This window comes from Sphingopyxis sp. (genome assembly GCF_016463645.1).
Taxonomy (GTDB): domain Bacteria; phylum Pseudomonadota; class Alphaproteobacteria; order Sphingomonadales; family Sphingomonadaceae; genus Sphingopyxis.
This window is the reverse complement of sequence record NZ_JAEMQX010000020.1, coordinates 24,910-45,454: the sequence shown is the minus strand read 5'-3', so window position 1 is coordinate 45,454 and position 20,545 is coordinate 24,910. Positions and strand designations below refer to the sequence as shown.

Below are 20,545 nucleotides of genomic sequence, written 5' to 3'. Positions count from 1 at the left end.
GGCCGCTTTACGTCGAGGCTAGCACCAATCCGCGGAGCGGTTCGTGCACCGGCCAATAGGGAAGCCGGGCGCGAGTTGCCCAGCTTCCCCTCCCGTATTGGGAGTCCATCGCCGGCACCGGCACGCTATTCTCGGCCTCTGGCAGTTCGGCCGCAAGCGCCTCGGTGATGATCAGGAGCTAGGCGACCGACGCTGCGTCCTGAAGAGCGGTACGCACGATCTCCGCGGGGGTCGATCACACCGGCCTTGACGAAGTCCCGATATTCGCAGGTGGCGGCGTGAAGCCCCGGCTGTAATCGTCGCTCGATGAATATCATTCGCGGAGACCGGCTTCTGCCTGTCTCCGCTACCTGTTCCGATCAACGCGCTGCGATGACGATGATTTCGACCTTGTAGTCGGGCGTCGCGAGCCTGGCTTCGCCGGTCGCGCGGGCGGGGGCATCCTTTCCGTCGACCCATTTGTCCCAGACCGCGTTCATTTCGGCGAAGTCCGCCATGTCCGCGAGCCAGATCGTCGCCGACAGGATCTTCGCCTTTTCCGAGCCGGCTTCGGCCAGCAGCGTCTCGATCTGGCCGAGGATCGCCTGCGTCTGGTTCGTGACGCTTTCGCCGGGGGCGCCGACCTGGCCCGCGAGATAGACGGTGTCGCCGTGGACGACGGCCTGGCTCATGCGCGCGCCGGCCTGGATACGGGTGATGGTCATGTCTTTTCCTTTCGTCTGGGTGGAATGAGGGAACTAGGGGGCGCTGTAACGTGCGATCGACAGATCCGCAGCTTCGATATCGGTCGGGCGCCCGCTGACGAGATCGGCGATCAGCCGCCCCGACCCGCACGCCATGGTCCAGCCGAGCGTTCCATGCCCGGTATTGAGGAAGAGATTGTCATAGGGAGTCGCCCCGATGACGGGCGTACCGTCGGGTGTCATCGGCCGCAGTCCCGACCAATAGCTGGCGACTTCGATGTCGCCGGCGCCCGGAAACAGGTCGGTGAGCGAATGGACGAGCGTAGCCCTGCGGCGTTCGGGGAGCGCATTGTTGTAACCCGAGATCTCCGCCATCCCGCCGACGCGGATGCGATCGCCGAGCCGTGTGATCGCGATCTTGTAGCTTTCGTCCATCAGCGTCGATTCGGGCGCGCGCGCCGCGTCGACGATCGGCACGGTGATCGAATAGCCCTTCACCGGATAGACGGGGAGCCTGAGGCCCAGCGGCCCCAGCATCGCCGCCGAATGGCTGCCGAGCGCCAGGACATAGCGGTCGGCGGTGATCCGGCCGCTGTCGGTCTGGATCCCCGCGACACGTCCGCCCTCGACGACCAGCGACCGGATCGCCTCGCCATAATGGAACCGGACACCGCGCTCTGCCGCCATCGTTGCCAGCGCGCCGGTGAATTTGAAGCAGTCGCCCGTCTCGTCGCCGGGAAGACGGAGGCCGCCGACGATCTTCTCGCGCGCCGCAGCGAGGCCGGGCTCGGCCGCGATACACCCTTCGCGATCGAGCAGTTCGAACGGGACGCCGCCGGCCCGGAGAACGGTGATGTCCTTGGCGGTCCCGTCGAGCTGCTTCTGCGTCCGGAACAGTTGCAGCGTTCCCTGCATCCGTTCGTCATAGGCGATGCCGGTGTCGGCACGCAGCGCGATGAGCCGGTTGCGGCTATATTCGGCGAGACGCACCATCCGCGCCTTGTTCACCGCATAGCGGGCGCTCGTGCAGTTGCGCAGCATGGCGAACAGCCAGCCGAGCATTTCGCGATCGATCGCAGGCTGGAGGATCAGCGGCGCGTGCTGCATCATCAGCCACCGGATCGCCTTTTGCGGGATGCCGGGGGCAGCCCATGGCGAGGCATAGCCCGGCGAGATTTCGCCGGCATTGGCGAAGCTCGTCTCGAGCGCCGGGCCGGGCTGCCGGTCGATCACGACGACGTCGTGCCCCGCCTCGGCGAGATACCAGGCCGACGTCACGCCGATAACGCCGCTGCCAAGGACCGCGACTTTCATGCTGCTTTCTCCCTGTGGTATGCCGTGGCTGGCCCATAAGTGCGATCATATCGCGCGCCGAGGCTGGTCAGCATCTCATAGGAAATAGTGCCTGCATCGTCGGCGATGGCGTCGATGGACTGATGCGGGCCGATCAGTTCGACCCAGTCCCCGGCCTCGATGCGTCCGGGAGCGAGGGCGGTGACGTCGATGGTGATGCTGTCCATCGATACGCGTCCGACGATTGGCAACCGCTCACCGGCGTGCCATGCCGCCCCGCGATTCCCGAGCGAACGCGGCAATCCGTCGGCATAGCCGACTCCGATCGTGGCGATGCGGCTTTCGCGTTCGCAATAATGACTGTGTCCATAGCCGACCGCGCCACCTGCCGCGATCGTCCGGATCTGGATGACGCGGGCTTCAAGTTCGACGACTGGCTGCATCGGATTGGGGCTGGTCCGGTTCGGGGCGCCGCCGTAGAGCGCGACGCCGGCCCGGACGATATCGGCGTGAAAATCGGCGGGCAGGAAGGCTCCCCCCGAATTGGCGAGCGCGCGCCGTACGCCGGGAAACAGCGCGGCTGCGGTTTGGAAGCAGGCGAGCTGCGCGGCATTGGCGGAGTGCCCGGGCGTGTCCGCGCAGGCGAGATGGCTCATGATCATCACAAGATCGACCGCCGACCGGAACCGGGCGTCGGCGGCGAGCGACGCCAGATCCCCGGTCGCTATCCCGAGCCGTCCCATACCGCTGTCGAGCTGGAGCGCGGCGGGTAACCGCTTGCCGCTCTCCTGCGCGGCTTCCGCCCAGCGAGAGGCCTGCTCGGAGGAATTGAGGACAGGAGTGATACCGGCCTCGGCGCACAGCGCCTCGGCGCCGGGTGGCAGGCCGTTGAGCACGACCAGGCTGATATCGGCGGGCAGGGCGGGACGCAGCGCCAGCGCTTCGCCCAGATGGGCTACGAAGAAGAGCCGGCACCCCGCGCGGCGCAGTGCCTGTGCGACCTCGGCCGCGCCGAGCCCGTAAGCGTCGGCCTTGACGACCGCGCCGACCTCGGCGGGAGCGACACGCGCGGCGATCAGCCGATAGTTCGCCGCGATCGCGCCCAGGTCGATGTTCAGCCGGCCCCCGTTTATGCCCCCGACAACCATATCCTCGATCCCTGCCGGTGAATCCGGTTCCCGTCGCTTTTAGGTGAACATCATTCGAATGTTCAGGCGAGCTGTGGTTTATTTGGGCGAATGTCGATGATATATGCAATAATCAGCGAACGAACAGAATGATATTGCGCAATGGACTCGATCGACCGGAATATTGTGAGGCTGTTGCGCCTCAACGCCCGCATGCCGAATAGCCAACTGGCGGCCGAGGTGGGCTTGTCTCCCTCTGCATGCCTGCGGCGCGTGGGCAATCTCGAGGCAAGCGGGATTATCCGCGGTTATACGGCCATCGTCGCCGCGCCGGAGGAGGGGGGTGTTATCGCGATCGTTCGCATCACACTTGAGCGACAGACCGAGGCCTATCTCAACCGGTTCGAGGAGGCCGTGCGCCAGCATCCCGAGATCGAGGAATGTTTCCTGATGACCGGCGACGCCGATTATCTGCTCCGGGCATCAGCGGCCAGTGCTGCTGCTTATGAAGGGATTCACAAGAATATCCTCTCGCGCCTGCCCGGCGTGGCCCGCATCCACTCCAGTCTCGCAATGCGGAGCGTACTCAGCCACCTGCCGGGGCGCGGCAGGCGCGGGGCATAGCCGGGCCGTCCGGCCGCAGGGAGGTCGGCGGCGAAAGCGGCGAACCCCGACCCCAGGGCACAGGTGGGCAAGGTTGCCGATCATATCGATCATATCCGCAAGGCAATCGGCATCGACCATATCGGGCTTGGCGGCGATTATGACGGCATGCCTTCGGGTCCGGTCGGGATTGAGGATGTGTCGGGCTATCCGGCGCTGTTCGCCGAAATTGCGCGGCGTGGTTACACTCAGCCCGAACTGGAGAAGATCGTCAGCGGCAACATCTTGCGGGTGCTGAAAGCGGTCGAGACGGTTGCCGCGAGCCGGAAGGGATGGTCGCCGATCGAGACGCCAGTTGTGAAATAAGGGGATATCTTTTTCGGCATTGCATAGCGGAGGGGAGGGGCGAGTGTCTTATCCTCGATATCCACGCGCTCTCGTCGAAGCCCCTACCTGATAAACGTCCGCTTTCCGTCGTCTGCGCTTCGAAGCTGACGGGCCGCAGGCGACCGGTTGTGAAGGATTAGGGTGAACATTGGAGGTGAAGGGGGCCGAGCATTTCAGTTGCCTTCGTTCACCGGCGGCGCTGGCTTCGTGCGCACCACCTTCATTGGCGGGCCGCCATCGACGAAGGTGAAGCTCGAAAAGTCCGGTGCGAACCCGATCGTGATGCCCAATGATTCGGATCGAAAGCGCGTGGGCGAAAATGCGGTCAGGCGTTCGGCTGCGGCGGCTGGGGCACCAACGAACCTTGCGAACAGTCCCTCCGGGCGCGCTTCGATGTCGATGTTAAGCCCGCTCCCCTCGAAGCGTCCGGCGGCTCTGGAAAGCTCTGCGACCGACAAGCTCTTTTCCTCCGTCGCCGGTGCCGCGATGTCCGGCCAGCCATAATCGGCCGCAACGGCGCGAACGACTTCATTGATCAGTCGCCGGCCGTCGCCGCCATTGGTCAGGACGACGATACCGTCGCCCTTGTCGAGATAGGCGGCCATGAAGGATTCGAAACCCGGGTTCACGCCATCGTGGCCGAAGCGCGGGACGCCGTCCCTGTAAAGGGCAAGTCCGAGCCCCCAATTGTCCCTGACGGGCGTCATCATTGCGCGCGCCATGGCGGGCGACAGCCGGTGACCCTTCTCGCCCGCGCCCGACGCCTGAAGGTCGATCAGCAGGCGCGCGAGGTCGCCCGCACTGGCCCACAGCCCTCCCGCCGCGAGTTGGGGGACGACGACATAATTGCCCGGAATCGGTGCGCCATAAGCGGAGCCGAACGCCATGTCGGCGCGGATCGCCGCTGATGGCGGCATGGCAAAGGCGCTGCGCGTCATGCCGAGCGGGCCCAGCACCTCACGCTCGGCAAGGTCGGCAAAGGCCATTCTGCTGACGTCGGAAAGCGCGAGTTGCGTCACCATGTAACCGCCGCCCGAATATTGGAACTGCGCGCCTGCGGGCAATATGCTGCGAACCGGCTGGCTGTCGGCGGGCGGCAGACCATCGAGTATCTGGACGGTCGTGGGAAGCGGCGCATCGGGCGGGTAGCCGCGATCGAAACCATGAACGCCGAGCCCCGCCGTATGGCTCAGCAACTGGCGAAGCGTGACACCGCCCGGCGCCAGCTTCGGATCCTTCGGCAACTGCCACGAACGAAGTGCTTCGTTGATGTCCCGGTCGAGCCCGATCCTGCCCTGCTCGACCAGTCGCAGCGCGACCATCGCTGTTACGACCTTGCTGATCGATGCGGCCTGGAAGGCGGTGTCCGGTGTGACCGGTGCGCAGCTCGCAATGTCGCGAAAGCCCCACCCGCGCGCCCAGTCGAGCCTGCCATTGTGAATGACGGCGACGCTGAGCCCGGGGACATCATATTGGCGCATGCGCTCGGCCAGGCTGAACGGCCTTGCGCCCGGTTCGATGACGGCGGGCTGCAGATTGGCCTCGGCATAACGGGTATGCGCGTTGCTCGGCCCACCCACAGCCTCGGACGGGGCGGGGCAGCTGCCCGGCTGAGCCGCGGCGGTAATGGCCGACAGCGCGGCTATGACCGAGCCAAGCAACCCGAGCCGGTGGTTCTTTTCTCTCATCGGTTCGTTCCCTCGTCTCGACCGGCGACGGTCATCATTGTCTCGGGTTACAGGCGCGTCTCTCTATTCGCCGGCATGGGTCTGCGGCGGTCCGGTTCGTCGGTCATGCCCATCTATCCGGCCGCGAGGTCCGCCTCGCGGGGTTGCAGCAAATCCGCGTGCCACGATGCCAGCCCTCCAAGCACCGCAAGTTCAACCATGAGGATGGCGCATTGCAGGAGGGCTAGGCCGACCTCGAGGTTCAGCACCGACATGAATGTCACGATCGCTATCATGGTCGACAGCGTCAGCGCACCCGCTTTGACGACGCGCTGCCAGTCGCGATTCAGCAGCAACCACGCCATTCCCAGATGCCCGATCGCGAGCACCAGCATAAGCGCCACCAGCAACGGGATTGTGGCATGATACATGCCGCCCAGAAGGGCGTTCTGACCCGATGTCAGCGCGCTGCCGCGCGCCAGCGAGTGGGGAAAGCCGAATAACGCGAGGCCGGTCTGGAGCGCGGCGACGGGGATCAGCAATCCGAGCGCGAAGGCGTGCGCCGTCAAGCTGAAGCGCCCTTCATTATGCACCGGCATCCGGCGCAACGACGCGGCAAGGCAACCGACTGCGAAGCGCAGCGGTTTGCCGGCCGCGATCGCCTCTTCAAGCTCGGCCTGCATAGCGAGCCCCCATTCGCTGTGCTTTTCCTCCATGCATGCGCTTGCCAGCGTAACCATGGCTCGGGCGATCGACGTTTTCATGCGCGTGCAAACTCCTGGGCAATCCCGCCTGCCCGCTGGGCAACTTCCCCGGCGAGAGCCACGCCGGCCGCCGTCAGGCGATAGGCGTGGCGCGGTGGACGACCCGGCCGCTCCGGCTCACGCCATTCGGCCTCGACCAACGCTTGCTCGGACATGCGCATCAGCAGCGGATAGAGCGTCCCCGATTGAAGGCCGGTCTCCTTCATTAACTCATAGCCGTGCCGCCACTGCGGGGTGCGCACCGACAGGGCGTTCAGAAGGAGAAGCATCTGCTTCGACGGGCGTCGGGATCGGGTCATATGCAGAAAGTCACATATGTAGAATTATGAGTCAAGCCATATATGTAGAGTTATGAGGCGCTGGATGAGTTCACCGCGCGTCAAGCGTCGATCCGTGCTTCCGATCACCGTGTCGAGGACATGGACGAAAAGATGGTCGGCCGCCCGCCCCTGCGAGTTCAGGGCTTGTTCCAGTCGACCGGGCCGGTCAGGAAACGGCGCTGCAGGTTCTCCAAGGTCTTGGCATTGCCATTCCCGAAGAAGCCAACAAGCGCGTTTCCGGCGTCGGTATCGGGATAACCGAGCGACGTCAGCCGCACGCGCGTCTGGCGTCCTGCCGGCTCCAGCTCGAATACGCTCGTCACTCGGCGGTAGGTTTCCCAGTGCGGAAACCCTTCGGGAGCCTTGATCGTGCGAAATACCAGCAATCGACTAGGTATCCGCGCGATAAATCGCTGCTGGATCGTGCCTGGATCGCCCGGTCGCTCTGTACTGTCGTAGCTTGTCTCCAGCACATCGGCATCGACGGGGGATATCCACGCCCGCGGCACCGCCCAGGACATCCAGCCTTCGGGTGTCGAAATCGCCGTCCAGACATCGGCGATCGCGCCATCCACGATGGCTTCGTGGACCATCGTTTGCGATCTGTCGGCTTCGACGTGAGTGGTAACACGAACAGGCTCGGCGGTGCCGGGCGAAGCGAGCGCGGCGGCCAGAGTGGCGAAAGCGGCGGTGTAGTGGTTCACAAAATGCAGTCTATCACGACGACCGGCTTGCGCAATCGCGAGCGATAATGGCGGTCCGTCGCAGTATCGATCGGATGTCCGGTTTTGCATTCTCCCGTCGAAAAGCGGTCTGGCCGAAAGCTGCCATTCCGCTTTCGGCTGCGGGCTGAATCGTCGCCAGACATCGCGTCGGTGCGGCGAACGTCACGCAGCATGCGCCGGCTGCTCTTACGGCCCCGTTGGCTTGGGCGATAGACTGCTTTAGCTAGCGACCGCTTTGAAGCTCTCAAATGATCTCGACGTTCCGACCGCTCTTTGGGCCGGTCAGGAGGTGAAACGCTCCCGACGCCGTTCGGCCCTCATCCTGATTGGCGCATTCTGGTTCTTCGCTTTTTTCATGTTGGCTATCAGGGCTTCGTTCATGACCCCATGGTCATTCGACGTTCTCGCCCCGCGCCGGCTCGCCGCCGCGTTGTTCGGAACCGCGCTTTGTCTGATCATGGCCTACATCCTGGACAGGCTGCGGACCCTGTCCTTTTCGATGCGCGTAATCTGCGGACTGCTCGGTGCGTTCGCGATGTCGATCCTGATAGCCCTTTTCAGCCTGACGCTGAACAGGGTGATCGCGCCGCTTCCCAATATCGCGGGGATCACGGCATCGGAAGCGGTACACTGGATTGTGATCTGGTTCGGCTATACGCTGGCGTGGACGGGTACCCATCTGGCACTTGTCTATCATTGGGAAGCCGAGGATCAGCTGAGGTGCTCGCACGTCCTGCAGGAACTGGCCCAGAAGTCGAAGGCCGCGGCGCTTCAATATCAGATCAATCCCCACTTCCTGTTCAACACCCTGAATTCCATCTCCGCGCTGGTTCTGGAACGCCGCACCCGGCAGGCCGAGGCCATGCTGCTCAATCTGTCGACATTCATCCGCGCCGCGCCGGCGGACGAAGCGGGTGGCATGATCCGCCTGGGCGAAGAGATAAAGATGCTGCGGCTCTATCTGACGATCGAAGAGGCACGCTTCAGTAACCGGATGCGTGTGGTGATTGAGGTTCCCGACGCGCTTTGCCCGGCGATGGTGCCCTCGCTGATATTGCAGCCCTTGGTCGAAAATGCCGTGCGCTATGGCGTCGGCCAATCCGAGGCGATGACCACGATCAGGATCGTGGCCGAGCAACAGGGCCGGCAATTGCGCCTGACGGTGGAGGATGACGGTGTACTGACAGAGGCGCCGGAAGGGGGAAGCGGGCTCGGCCTCGCCAACGTCAGGAGCCGGCTTGAAGCTCATTTCGGTAATAGTGGCAGCTTGGCGGCGGGGCCCCGCACCGAAGGCGGCTATCGCGCGACCATCAGCCTCCCGCTTTCGACACCGCTATGAGAGCCTTGCGCACCCTAATCGTCGACGACGAACCCTTGGCGCTGCGCCGCCTGGCCACTTCGCTGCGGGGCATCGAGGACATTCAGGTTATCGGGTCGACCACCAGCGCCCGTCGGGCGCTGGCATTGATCGGCGAATTGAAGCCCGATCTTGTGTTGCTCGATGTCACCATGCCCGGTCTCGACGGCTTCAATCTTCTCGAACAGCTTCCGGATGCGGACCGACCTGCGATCGTCTTTGTGACGGCTCACGCCGGATACGCCGCCAAGGCGTTTGAGGTCGAGGCGGTCGACTATTTGCTGAAACCCGTCTCGCACGATCGGCTGCGCGGCGCGATCCGCCGAGCGCTGTACTGGCTTGGCCGTGAGGAGGAGAGCTTCGCCCGGCGTAGCGATATGCAAGCGATGCCGGCATTGGATGCCGCTGGTGAGGACAGCCTCTGGGTGCATCGCCATCAGGCGTTCGATCGCGTGGCGATCGACGACATCGTCTGGATCGAAGCACAGGGGGACTATGTCCGGATTCACACGAGAAACGGCGGCGGCATGGCGCGGGCGACGCTGTACGAATTGGAAGGCCTCCTGAATTCCCAACATTTCATCCGCATTCATCGTTCGGCTATCTGCCGGAGGAGTGCGATCGTCCGGGTCCAGCGAAAGGCGACCGGCGCGGTCACCGCGACGCTCGTCAATGGCGACGAAGCACCCGTCGGGCGGACCTACAGCGGCGGTCTGCGGACCTTCCTCGATCGCATCCGGACCGATGAGAAGGATCGGTCGCGTCGGTCGCGCTCCGACTGAACTTGCCGGATTCCGCTCGTAGATGTGACGTTCGTCGTCCGGTGATGATGCTGGACGCAGGGCGGATTGGCGCTGTTCCAAAGCAAACATAGCTCCCGCCGGGCGGGAAGCGTCCGTTCGCGTCCGGATGACGACGACGCTTTTCGCACCCCGACCTACCGCCGGAGACACGCTTCCCGTCTCTGAAATTCAGGAGTAAACCATATGCGTCGCAATCTTGGACTAACCCTTGTCGGCTTGGCCGCGATCGGCCTGATCTCCCCGGCACAGGCTCAGGACGCGCCGGCTCAAGCGCCCCAGACCCAGCAAGAGGCTCCGGCCCAAGAGCAGACCGCCACTCCCGAAACTCCGGCCGAGGCGCCCGCTGCTTCCGACACGGGTTCGCAGCCGCCGGCTCCAGCGACCACCTCTGCTCCGACCGCTGCAGACCAGAGCCCGGCCGCCGATGATCAAGCAGCACAGCAGCCGGCACCGACCGATGCTGCCGCGCCGGCTGGCGAAGCGCCGCAGCAGTAAGTTTCGATACTCGATGGCTGCGCGGCAGGGGCCGCCGCGGCCATCGATCCTTTACAGAAAACTCTTGCAGAGTCCGCGAAACACTCAGGAAACGGCCACTGAATGCGGGGATGATAACCTGCCGACGCCTCCTTTGTTGGCCAAGCCTTCGCTCAACAGCTTGGCGACGGCGCCGGCTGATCTCGAATCCAGCTCCTCATGCTGAATTTCCGAGCTGAATAGGATGAGCGTAAGGGGATTGGCGCCCCGGATATCCACGACCGGTCGCGAAGCTCGGCGTCCATTCTTTGCCAAAGCAGACTGACGGTTAGCGACCAAAAGGCGCGATTCTATTTCCCATGAAGCGGCTCACTGAACGCAAACCGATTCAGACCTGAACCCGCTTGGCTAGCGAGCGGCCTCACGGAATGGAGATCTCTCTAGCGGGCGATCTCCACCAGGTTGGCGCCTCCCTCGCGTTCGGTTATCCTGAGACCGGCGTCAAGGAAGCGTTCGATCAGGCGGGCAGCAGTTCGCGTGTGCTCACTGATCTTCACCGCCGTGAATGCGCCGCCACGGGCCAAGGCCATCGGCAACAAGAGCTGGTCCTGAAGATATGGGCCAGCGAAGGCGCCTGACGCGAGATAGCCAGCCATGCGTTTCGCCGCCGTCTTCGCAAGACGTTCGGCGGGAACACCGAGCTTGCCAAATCCAGACATCAGCTCAGTCACATGTTCAAAGCTGGCCTCGAGCAGGAGCGCGTTACCCGGCCCCTGATCGGCAGGGAGTTGTCGCGTCACAAAGGCCTCCCCGGGCCATTCTACGAGTATCTTCTGCGCTGCCTTGAGCTCACGATCCGCGACGTCAAAGGGGATGCCGGCGATAATCGCCGTGGCTTGCACCGGTCCGGTTCCTCCGCGCTCGGTGCATTCGATCGCGCGCAGCGGTGCGGGCTCGATATCTATTTCGATGCAGCCGCCTCCACGCGGAAAGAAGCCGTGCCGAACCAGCTTGGCCGTGATGGTCGGACCCATGCGGTTGATAACAGGGAGGAGTGTCCGCTCGATAAAATCGAACGGAGGCGCCGCCAAGGCATGGGTGCCGCCCTCGATCGCGAGACGCGAGGGCGCATTGGCGAGCATCAGCGGCACCATCACCGTCTGCAGAACGAGGCCCGTGCTGCCCGCCGTGCCGACGGCAAAATGATAGTCACCGGGCATGACGGCGCCCGGCCGAAAGCTGATGCTGGTCGAACCCACGGCAAGCCCGGAGCATTCCGCATTACCGATTACGCATGCGGCTTCGATTGCGGTCACATGCTGACGCATGAGTCCCGGCTTTTCGCGCCCGCCGCGAATATTCTCGATCGTGAAGGGTTCGCCGGTGAGGAGCGAGAGCGCGCATGCATAGCGCAGCACCTGTCCGCCGCCTTCGCCTTCAGAACCGTCGATGATGATCATTTTCTCAATCCGGTATTTCATCCGGCAGTGGCGGCCGGACATTTTCGGCATTTCAGGACAGCAGACGCCGAGCGCCTAGAGGTTTCGGCGGGCTTGTGCCAAACCAATTCCGTGGTTTGGCCCGCAACGCGCCTCGTCTGCGTCAGATTCGTTCCGCCCGTCATCTTCCCGGAAGCAGACTGGGCAAATCTCCCGTTCGGCTTCCCCGGATATCGTGAGACACCGGCGACAAGTGCAAGGAAGTTTCACAGCGCACTCCATTGAGGGATAGCGTGAAGGGGATCACCCCTTCACGCACACCACCTGCTTCAGCGTATGGACGATCTCGACGAGGTCGGCCTGCGCCGCCATCACCGCCTCGATCGGCTTGTAGGCCTTGGGCGTCTCGTCGATGACGCCTTCGTCCTTGCGGCATTCGACGCCCGCCGTGTCGGCGATATGCTCGTCGAGCGTGACGAGCTTCTTCGCTGCGGTACGGCTCATGACACGACCCGCGCCATGGCTGCAGCTATCGAAGGATTCGGCGTTGCCGAGGCCGCGCACGATGAACGATTTCGCGCCCATCGAACCCGGGATGATCCCCATCGTGCCTTTCGCCGCGCGCACCGCACCCTTCCGGGTGACGAGCACATTCTCGCCGAAATGGTTCTCGCGCGTCACATAATTGTGATGGCAGTTCACCGCTTCGGCTTCGGCCTCGAAGGGCTTGGCGATCCGGAGTCGGAGCGCGGCGACGACGTTCGCCATCATCATGCGCCGGTTCAGCGCGGCAAAGTCCTGCGCCCAGCCGACCGCCTCGACATAATCGTCGAAATGGTCGGTTCCTTCCGGGAAGTAGGCGAGGTCTTCGTCGGGCAGGTTGATGAACCACTTGCGCATGTCCTTCTTCGCCAGTTCGATGAAGTAGGTGCCGATCGCATTGCCGACGCCGCGCGACCCCGAATGCAGCATCACCCACACCCGCGCATCCTGATCGAGGCACAGCTCGATGAAATGGTTGCCCGTTCCGAGCGTCCCCAGATGTGTAAGGTTGTTGGTGTTCTTCAGCCGCGGATGCTTGGCGACGATGCGTCCGAAGCGCTCGGCCAGCGTCGCCCAGGCGTCGACGATCGCGGCCGGCGGGTCTCCCCACGAGCCGCGGTCGCGCTTGTCGCGTCCGACCGACCGACCGTGCGGAACCGCCGCCTCGATCGCGGTGCGGATGCCCTCCAGATTGTCGGGCAGATCGTGCGCCATCAATGTCGTGCGCGCGGCCATCATGCCGCAGCCGATGTCGACGCCGACAGCCGCCGGAATCACCGCGCCCTTCGTCGGAATTACCGATCCGACCGTGGCGCCGATCCCGACATGGACGTCGGGCATCGCGGCGACATGCCTGAACACGAACGGCATTTGTGCCGCCTTGGCCAGCTGCGCGCGCGCCATGTCCTCGACCGGCACGCCGCGGGTCCACATCTTGACCGGGCGTCCGTCCTCGACATTCAGCACTTCGTAAGTCGTCTGGGTCAACGCTGACCTCCTTCTCAATATCTTCATGGTGCCGGCGACGAGTTTTGGCGAGACATTCCGGATTTCTCCGGCGCGGAGTCGAACCGCGGGCCTTTCGGCCTGACCGATGTAGTCCCGCCGGCATTCGCCAGCTTGTTGTCGTTCGGGGTCGCGGCGACGAGAAAGGACGAGACGCGGCCCTTAAGCTACACTCCTATGACGGGATTCGAACCCGCATCTCCCCGTCCCTTGCAGGCCGGGGCGCTTTACTCGTCGGGCCTCTTTGGTTGGAGGATGTAGTCCCGCCGGCATTCGCCGCGATCCTTTATCGAATTTTGTAAAAACGTCACGGCGACAAGGGGTTGGAAAGACGTTCCTGCTCTACCACTGAGCTACGGGTCCATAGGGGAACCCGGCGGGATTCGAACCCGCGACCTGGCGATTAACAGTCGATGTAGTCCTTCCGGCATTCGCCGTGACGCTTTCTTTCATACCTCCGTTTCGTTGACGATCTGGACCCAGTCGCGCGTTTCGCCGGCGACGAAACGTGCCATTGCGTCGAAGACCGCGTCGGTGAAGCCACCGACATTCATGATGTCCGTCCGGTCCTTCGCCTGCGTGGAGCCATAGGGCTGGATGTCGATGCAGATCAGCTTCGCGCCCGGGTTGCGGGCCCTCAGCTTGTTCCACTCGTTCATCGTCGCCGTGGCGCCGTGGCGCGTCGGATCGATCCAGCTTTCGTTGTCGGACACGATTACCACCGTATCGACCTCTGCCCGTTCGGCATTCAGCCGGGCGAGCGGAGCCGAGACGTTCGTGCCGCCGCCGCCGATCGCCGCCAGCCGCGCCGCGTTGACCGCGACCCGCGCCTTGGGATCGAGCGTCATCTCGACCACATCGACATCGAAGGGCATCACCCGCGTCGACCGATTGGTGCGCAGCACCGCCGCCGCGACGAGTGCCGCGATGTCGATGCAGCGGACCGTCGAGGTCGCGCCCTTGCGATATCCCGTCGCCGCCCAGCTCATTGAGCCCGAGACGTCCGGACAGACCACGACGTTGCCCGCCAGCACCGGAACCGTCGCGAGCGACAGCTCCAGCGCCTCTTCGAGCGCCGCCTGGACGCGAAGCGGAACCGCCTCTCCAACTTGGCCCATCGCGACCATCAGCTGATACGGTGCCGGGCGGACCCGGGCGATCGTATCGGCATCGGCCAGCCGCGCCGCAACCTTGTCGGTCACCCCCTTCACGTCGAACGCGCCATTGCGTGCCAACGTGTTGAGGTTCATGCGCAGCGCCTGCCAGCCCATACGGCCGGAAAGCTCCGCCCACTGCTCCGCGGTCAGCGGAAAAGCGGTCAGCCATTCAAACGACACCGGAGGCAGCGCGCCCTTGGGATCGCGTTTCCAGGTTTCGAACGCCGCGATTTCCGCCGGCAGCGCCGCGACATCATAGGGCTTGCCGATCAGCCAGCCATAAAAGGCGCGCCGCTCGGCCGAAGCCGGCGCCGGGTGGACCATGCGGACGATGTCGGCGAGGCTGGGGTCGTTGCCCGTTGCCGCGGCCATCAACTGCGGTATCGAGGCCTTTTCCAGCCACTCCCGGACAAGCCGCTTCGGACGCGAACCGAGCGAGCGACGGCCGACCTGGCCCGAGCGCATGATCTGCACGAAGCTGCGCAGCATGCGGCCATTGTCGATCACGCGGCCGAAGACACGCACCGCCAGATCGGGATCGGCGACGGTCAGATAGGCAGCGAGCAGCGCCGGCATATCCTTCATCGCACCCGACTTGCGAGCATGGACCGCCGCCTTGGCGACGAAATCGGGCGAGACTGCCTGTGCGGCCGCCAGAACGTCGGCAAGCTGGGCGCTAGCCCCCGAATAGAAGCCGTCCGACAACGTGCCCGTTGCGGCAAGCTGCGCGAGCTTCGCTTCGCCGCCATAGGCATAGGCCGCACCGCCGGCGTCGTTCACCGTGTCGGTCTGCGGCAGGAAGCGCGCGAGGGCGCTTGAGAAAAGCGACTTGTTGGCCATCGTCCAACTCCAAAATCTTCAGAACCTTTGGGGCAGCCGGCCCATTCCGGCCGCCCCTCTGTTCCGCGCTGCCGGGTGACGTGATCCCGACGCAGATAGCTTTGCAGAAGGCGTGCCAAATGGGCGTGACGGATCGGATGGATCATCATCATATTGATATAAGATGATAATTACTTTTTCCGCAGCGCACGTGTTATCGCTGCATGTTGGAAGTTCGAGATAATGGTATCGCTGATTATATTTCTGTATAAAACGATTCCATGAAACCGCTCACCGTCATCGGCTTTCTCGGCTCGACGCTCGACGCCGCCAAGTTCGGACCTTCCCGCTGGAACAAGTGGCGGCCCACGGTCAGCATCTGCATGCAGGAAGATCTGCGGGTCGATCGCTTCGTGCTGCTGCACGGTACCTACCACAGCCGCCTCGCCGAATATGTCGCTGATGATATCCGCGACGTGTCGCCCGAGACCGAAGTGGTTCCGCATCTCCTCGACTTCGATGATCCATGGGATTTCGAAGAGGTTTATGGAAAGCTGCTCGACTTCGCGCGAAGCTTCCCGTTCGATCCCGACAATCAGGATTATCTGATTCACATCACGACCGGCACGCACGTCGCGCAGATCTGCCTCTTCCTGCTGACCGAGGCGCGCTACCTGCCCGGCAAGCTGCTCCAGACCCAGCCGCAACGCGGCACACCGCAGCCTGTCGGCACATGGAGTGCCATCGATCTCGACCTGTCGCGATACGACAGCATCGCGACGCGCTTCGCCGAAGCGAGCGCGGAAAGCGCAAGCTTCCTCAAGAATGGCATCGAGACGCGGAACGCCGCCTTCAACCGCATGATCGACGAGATCGAACAAGTCGCGGTGCGGAGCCGCGCCCCGATCCTTCTGATGGGCCCCACCGGCGCGGGGAAGAGCCAGCTTGCTCGCAAGATCTACGAGCTCAAGAAGCTGCGCCACCAGATCAGCGGCGCCTTCGTCGAGGTCAACTGCGCGACCCTCAAGGGTGACAGCGCGATGTCGGCGCTGTTCGGGCACCGCAAAGGAGCTTTTACCGGCGCGGTTCAGGATCGGCCGGGTCTGCTCAAGACGGCTGACAAGGGCGTCCTCTTCCTTGACGAGATCGGCGAGCTCGGCCTCGACGAACAGGCGATGATCCTGCGGGCGATCGAAGACGGACTCTTCCTGCCGGTAGGCGCCGACAAGGAAACGGCGAGCGATTTCCAGCTCATCGCGGGCACCAATCGCGATCTCGTGGACGAAGTCGCGTCGGGGCGGTTTCGCGAGGACCTGTTTGCCCGTCTTAACCTCTGGACATTCAGCCTTCCGGGGCTTGCCGAGCGCCGGGAAGATATCGCCCCCAATCTGGATTACGAGCTTGAGCGGTTTGCCGGGCGCGAAGGCCTGCGCGTGACGTTCAACAAGGAAGCGCGCGATCGCTATCTGCGCTTCGCCGAAGATCCCGCTTCCCGCTGGCGCGGTAATTTCCGTGATCTCGCCGCCAGCATCACGCGCATGGCGACGCTCAGTCCCGCAGGGCGCATCGATGTCGATACCGTCGTTTTTGAAGCATCGCGGCTGCGTTCGCTCTGGTCAGGCGACAAGAATGCGGGCGATGCGCTCGAAGGCCTGTTGTCGGCGGATCAACTCTCTCGAATCGATCCCTTCGACCGCGTCCAACTCGCTTATGTTGTCGGGATCTGCCAGGGCTGCAGCAGCTTGTCCGCTGCGGGGCGGCAACTATTCGCAGCCTCGCGGGAACAGCGCAAATCTACGAACGACGCGGACCGGCTGCGCAAATATCTTGCGCGATTCGAGCTCGATTGGAGCGATGTGACAGCCAAGATGTAGCGCCATGGTGTGCCAGGCGAAGCCGTGATTGAAGGGCCGCGGCCCGACGCGAGCGAGGAATGCTCCTTTCTGCATATTCAGCCGCAAAGCCGACAGCCTGCAACTTCCGCTGTCCGCCCGATCTAGAACGGAATCCCTTGGGTCTGTACCACAGCGTCTTCGCGCTTCTCAGGCCGGATATAGATTGAGCTGATCGCGGGAAGGGCTGCCTTCAGTTCGTTCTCGATCGCCTCGATCAGCGCCTCTGCCTGCCCCATCCGGAGTTCGTCTTCGAAATCGGCGCTCACCGCGACGAAGATGGAATCGGGCGCGGTGTGGATCGTGCGGACGTGATTGACTGCGCTGATTTCCGGGTGGGCTTCGACGATACGCCAGATCGATGCGACCAGAGCAAGGTCGGCTGCCTCGCCGATCAGCAGTTCCTTCGCCTCGCGCGCCAGCAGCATCGCGACCGCCGTGAGGATCAGGCCGATCGCGATCGATGCCAACCCGTCGATCCGCGCATCGCCCGTCCAATGGCTGAACCAGATCCCGGTCGCCGCGATCAGCAGTCCGGCGAGCGCGGCGCTGTCTTCGAGCAGCACGATGAAGCCCGCCGGATCTTTCGATTGCAGGATCGCGTGCCACCAGCTCTGTCCATTTCGGCCGGCATCGAATTTGCGCACGGCGATTGTCCACGACGCGCCCTCGAGCAGGAAGGCGATGGCAAGGACGACATAGTTTATCGTGGGATCGCGGAGTGGCTCGGGCTGGGCGATATGCGTCCAGCCTTCATAGATCGATATGCCCGCACCGACCGCGAAGATCAGGATCGCGACGACGAAGGCCCAGAAATACAGTTCGCGCCCATAGCCGAACGGATGGCGATTGTCGGGCGGACGCTTGGCGCGCGCCTGCCCATGAAGCAGCAGCAACTGATTGCCGCTATCGACGAGCGAATGAACGCCCTCGGACAGCATCGACGACGAGCCGCTGATCGCGGCGGCGACAAATTTGGCGACCGCGATCCCCAGGTTCGCGAACAGCGCACCATAGAGGACGATGTTCGCCCGGATATGACCCAAGGGCTTCCCGTCCGTCACGTCGAGGCGTCAGGGCAGGGCATAGGCGACAACCTCGTCGCCGATCGGCGTCTCCATGAAGTGATGGCCGCCGGCGTAGATGACAACATATTGCTTGCCGTTCATCTGATAGGTCATCGGCGTTGCCTGACCGCCCGCGGGGAGGACATCCGACCAGACCGTCTTTCCGGTCCCGAGGTCGATGGCGCGGATCAGATTGTCGGTCGCGGCGGCGATGAAGATCAGCCCGCCGGCAGTGACGACCGACCCGCCGTTGTTCGGCGTACCGATCGTGATCGGCAGCATCGACGGGATGCCGAACGGTCCGTTCGTACGGGCTGTTCCCAACGGGCGATCCCAGATCGTCTTGCCTGTCGCGATGTCGATCGCGCGGATACCGCCGTAAGGGGGCTGCTTGCACAGCATGCCGGTGAAGGGCAGGCGCCACCCCGCGTTCACGTCGATCGCATAGGGGGTATGTGCCTGCGGATCGCCCGCGCCTTCGGCTCCGCCGATATTGCCGCGCGCCTGATCGCGCGGTGCCCAACCCCTTCTGTTCGCCTCGGCGCGCGGGACGAGGCGAACATAGTTGGGCATGTCGTTATAGTTGGCGACGATCACGCCGCGTACCGGGTCGACCGCAACGCCGCCCCAGTCGGTCCCGCCATTATAGCCCGGATATTCGATCGAACGGCGGTCGCTCGTCGGCGGGGTGAAGAAGCCCTTGTAGCTCGCCTTCCTGAACTGGATTCGGCAGATCATCTGGTCGATCGGCGACATGCCCCACATGTCGCGTTCGGTCAGGTCGGGTTCGCGGAGCGTGTGCCAGAGCGAGACGAGCTGTGTCGGCGCACGCTCGGCGGGTTCGACGCCGCCGCCGGGCACCTTGATCGTGCCGGTCGGGGTCAGCGGCGTACCGGTACGGCGGTCGAGGATATAGATGTCGCCTTGCTTGCTCGGCAGGACCAGCGCCGGAACTGCGCCATTGGGTCCCGGATAATCGATCAGCGTCGCCTGCGCGCCGAAATCATAGTCCCAGACATCCTTCTTTACCGCCTGGAAGCGCCAGCGCGGCTTGCCCGTGGTGACGTCGAGCGCAACGAGTGAGGTCGCATAATCATTCTCGGGCGGGCGGCGCAGGCCCGAATAATAGTCGGCTGCGGCATTGCCCATCGGCAGATAGACGAGGCCGAGCGCTTCGTCGCCCGACGCGATCGTCCACATGTTCGGCGTTCCGCGCGCCCAAATTTTTCCGGCTGGCGGGTACCCGTTCCAGTCGGGGTTCATCATGTCCCACGCCCATACAAGCTTGCCGGTGACCGCGTCGAAGCCGCGGATCACGCCCGACGGAGCCCAGCGGTCCTGCCCGTCGAGAACCTGATGGCCAGTGACGACGATCCCGCGCACGATCGTCGGCGGCGAGTTGATCGACACATATCCCGGCGGGGTATTGCCCATGCCGATCTTGGTATCGACCTGACCATTGCTGCCGAAATCCTGGCACGGGCGGCCGGTTTCGGCGTCGAGCGCGAACAGCCGTGCGTCGAGCGTGCCGAAGATGATCCGCCGCGCGCAGGCTTGGCCGGTCGCGGCCCCGGGCACAGCATAATAGCTCACCCCGCGACAAGCGGCGGTGTAGGGGATCGCGTCGTCGGGAACCTGGGGGTCGAAGCGCCAGCGCTGCCGTCCGGTAGCCGGATCGAGCGCGAGGACGATATTCTTCGGCGTGCAGACATAAAGGCTGTTGCCGACCTTGAGCGGCGTGTTCTCCGCACCATAGGTGCCGCGCACCCTTGCCGACGATGGAAGGTCGCCGGTGTGGATCATCCACGCACGCTTCAGCTCGCCGGCATTGGCCGGGGTGATCTGGGCGAGCGGCGAATAGCGCCGCGCGCTGTAGCTGCCGCCATAGGCGGGCCAGTCGGCACCTGCCTGCATCAACGCCGGATCGGCCATTGCCCAACGTTGGCCGGGCAGGGGCCGCTCCGGCGCTGCCTTGTTCAACCATCCGAGCATCGCGCCGCCGGCGGCAAAGAGGGCGACGACAACAATGCTGCTCGCCAGGGCCATTCGCCAGCGGCGCGGCCTGACCGACAGCGAAGCCATCGCGAAAAGAACGAGGATGAGCAGTACCACTGGCGCAACGATGCGCGGGACCAGCGCCCAGCCATTACCGCCCACTTCCCAGAAAGCCCAGATCAGGGTGAAGAAGATGACCGCGGCATAGATCCAGCCGCCGAGCCTTCGCCCGCGCATCAACAATACGCCCGATGCGAGCATGGCGACACCGGCGATCGCATAATAAGCCGACCCGCCAAGTGCGGCGAGCCAGACTCCGCCCACGAGCAGGACGAGTGCGATGATCGCGACGATCGATCCGGCGATCAGCGCGATAAACGGGGCGGGAAAGGCCTGGCGCAGTCGATTCATCGCCAATTCCTTCT

17 protein-coding genes and 1 pseudogene are annotated in these 20,545 nt (G+C 63.9%); 5 read left to right on the top strand and 13 right to left on the bottom strand.

Going from position 1 to position 20,545, the window contains the following annotated elements:
* Positions 1-359: 359 nt before the first annotated feature.
* Genes JHC57_RS06920 through alr form a run of 3 tightly spaced genes read right to left on the bottom strand, consistent with a single transcriptional unit; the run spans position 360 to position 3,124 of the window.
* The gene (locus JHC57_RS06920) at positions 360-704 is read right to left on the bottom strand and encodes a RidA family protein (protein ID WP_294029274.1); all 345 of its coding nucleotides are present in this window, start codon (positions 702-704) and stop codon (positions 360-362) included.
* Positions 705-737: 33 nt separating this feature from the next.
* Positions 738-1,997: a D-amino acid dehydrogenase gene (locus JHC57_RS06915; protein ID WP_294029273.1), complete on the bottom strand. Its 1,260-nt coding sequence runs from the start codon at positions 1,995-1,997 to the stop codon at positions 738-740.
* The gene (gene alr / locus JHC57_RS06910) at positions 1,994-3,124 is read right to left on the bottom strand and encodes an alanine racemase (protein WP_294029272.1); all 1,131 of its coding nucleotides are present in this window, start codon (positions 3,122-3,124) and stop codon (positions 1,994-1,996) included. Before alr ends, JHC57_RS06915 begins: the two co-directional genes overlap by 4 nt.
* Before the next feature lie 141 nt (positions 3,125-3,265).
* On the opposite strand from alr, the gene JHC57_RS06905 reads away from it, so the two are divergent.
* Both JHC57_RS06905 and JHC57_RS06900 read left to right on the top strand, forming a co-directional pair.
* Positions 3,266-3,727 carry an Lrp/AsnC family transcriptional regulator gene (locus JHC57_RS06905; protein ID WP_294029271.1) on the top strand — a complete coding sequence of 154 codons (462 nt, stop codon included), beginning with the start codon at positions 3,266-3,268 and terminating at the stop codon, positions 3,725-3,727.
* Between the two features lie 57 nt (positions 3,728-3,784).
* Positions 3,785-4,072, top strand: a pseudogene (locus JHC57_RS06900) (membrane dipeptidase); the annotation flags it as partial.
* Positions 4,073-4,266: 194 nt separating this feature from the next.
* Here JHC57_RS06900 and JHC57_RS06895 read toward each other — a convergent pair.
* From JHC57_RS06895 to JHC57_RS06880, 4 genes are all read right to left on the bottom strand, one after another.
* A complete protein-coding gene (locus JHC57_RS06895) occupies positions 4,267-5,781 on the bottom strand; it encodes a serine hydrolase (RefSeq protein ID WP_294029270.1) in 1,515 nt (504 codons plus the stop codon).
* A 113-nt stretch (positions 5,782-5,894) separates the two neighbouring features.
* Positions 5,895-6,524: a hypothetical protein gene (locus JHC57_RS06890; protein ID WP_294029269.1), complete on the bottom strand. Its 630-nt coding sequence runs from the start codon at positions 6,522-6,524 to the stop codon at positions 5,895-5,897.
* Positions 6,521-6,793 (bottom strand): helix-turn-helix transcriptional regulator, encoded by a 273-nt coding sequence (locus tag JHC57_RS06885; protein ID WP_294029268.1) that lies wholly within the window; start codon positions 6,791-6,793, stop codon positions 6,521-6,523. Before JHC57_RS06885 ends, JHC57_RS06890 begins: the two co-directional genes overlap by 4 nt.
* A 188-nt stretch (positions 6,794-6,981) precedes the next feature.
* On the bottom strand, positions 6,982-7,638 hold the full coding sequence (locus JHC57_RS06880) for an SRPBCC domain-containing protein (protein WP_294029267.1): 657 nt from the start codon (positions 7,636-7,638) through the stop codon (positions 6,982-6,984).
* Positions 7,639-7,804: 166 nt separating this feature from the next.
* Between JHC57_RS06880 and JHC57_RS06875 the strand changes: the two genes are divergently transcribed.
* Both JHC57_RS06875 and JHC57_RS06870 read left to right on the top strand, forming a co-directional pair.
* Positions 7,805-8,908, top strand: coding sequence for a histidine kinase (locus tag JHC57_RS06875; protein WP_294029266.1), 1,104 nt, complete (start codon positions 7,805-7,807; stop codon positions 8,906-8,908).
* Positions 8,909-8,913: 5 nt separating this feature from the next.
* Positions 8,914-9,708 (top strand): LytTR family DNA-binding domain-containing protein, encoded by a 795-nt coding sequence (locus tag JHC57_RS06870; RefSeq protein WP_294029265.1) that lies wholly within the window; start codon positions 8,914-8,916, stop codon positions 9,706-9,708.
* Positions 9,709-10,643: 935 nt separating this feature from the next.
* On the opposite strand, the gene rtcA is transcribed toward JHC57_RS06870, so the two are convergent.
* The 4 genes from rtcA to JHC57_RS06855 form a co-directional block, all read right to left on the bottom strand.
* The gene (rtcA, locus tag JHC57_RS06865; RefSeq protein WP_294029264.1) at positions 10,644-11,663 is read right to left on the bottom strand and encodes an RNA 3'-terminal phosphate cyclase; all 1,020 of its coding nucleotides are present in this window, start codon (positions 11,661-11,663) and stop codon (positions 10,644-10,646) included.
* Positions 11,664-11,738: 75 nt separating this feature from the next.
* Positions 11,739-11,924 carry a CPCC family cysteine-rich protein gene (locus JHC57_RS22495; RefSeq protein WP_366928531.1) on the bottom strand — a complete coding sequence of 62 codons (186 nt, stop codon included), beginning with the start codon at positions 11,922-11,924 and terminating at the stop codon, positions 11,739-11,741.
* Positions 11,925-11,945: 21 nt separating this feature from the next.
* Positions 11,946-13,172 (bottom strand): RtcB family protein, encoded by a 1,227-nt coding sequence (locus JHC57_RS06860; protein WP_294029263.1) that lies wholly within the window; start codon positions 13,170-13,172, stop codon positions 11,946-11,948.
* A 467-nt stretch (positions 13,173-13,639) separates the two neighbouring features.
* Complete coding sequence (locus JHC57_RS06855) at positions 13,640-15,187, bottom strand: RNA-binding protein (protein ID WP_294029262.1); 1,548 nt, start codon at positions 15,185-15,187, stop codon at positions 13,640-13,642.
* 260 nt (positions 15,188-15,447) lie between these two features.
* Here JHC57_RS06855 and rtcR point away from each other — a divergent pair, with 260 nt between their 5' ends.
* Complete coding sequence (gene rtcR, locus JHC57_RS06850; RefSeq protein WP_294029261.1) at positions 15,448-17,040, top strand: RNA repair transcriptional activator RtcR; 1,593 nt, start codon at positions 15,448-15,450, stop codon at positions 17,038-17,040.
* Positions 17,041-17,162: 122 nt separating this feature from the next.
* Here the strand turns inward: rtcR and JHC57_RS06845 are convergent, their stop codons facing one another.
* Positions 17,163-18,104 carry a cation diffusion facilitator family transporter gene (locus JHC57_RS06845; RefSeq protein ID WP_294029260.1) on the bottom strand — a complete coding sequence of 314 codons (942 nt, stop codon included), beginning with the start codon at positions 18,102-18,104 and terminating at the stop codon, positions 17,163-17,165.
* Positions 18,105-18,131: 27 nt separating this feature from the next.
* Positions 18,132-20,531, bottom strand: a complete 2,400-nt coding sequence (locus JHC57_RS06840; protein ID WP_294029259.1) for a membrane-bound PQQ-dependent dehydrogenase, glucose/quinate/shikimate family — start codon at positions 20,529-20,531, stop codon at positions 18,132-18,134.
* Positions 20,532-20,545 lie beyond the last annotated feature (14 nt).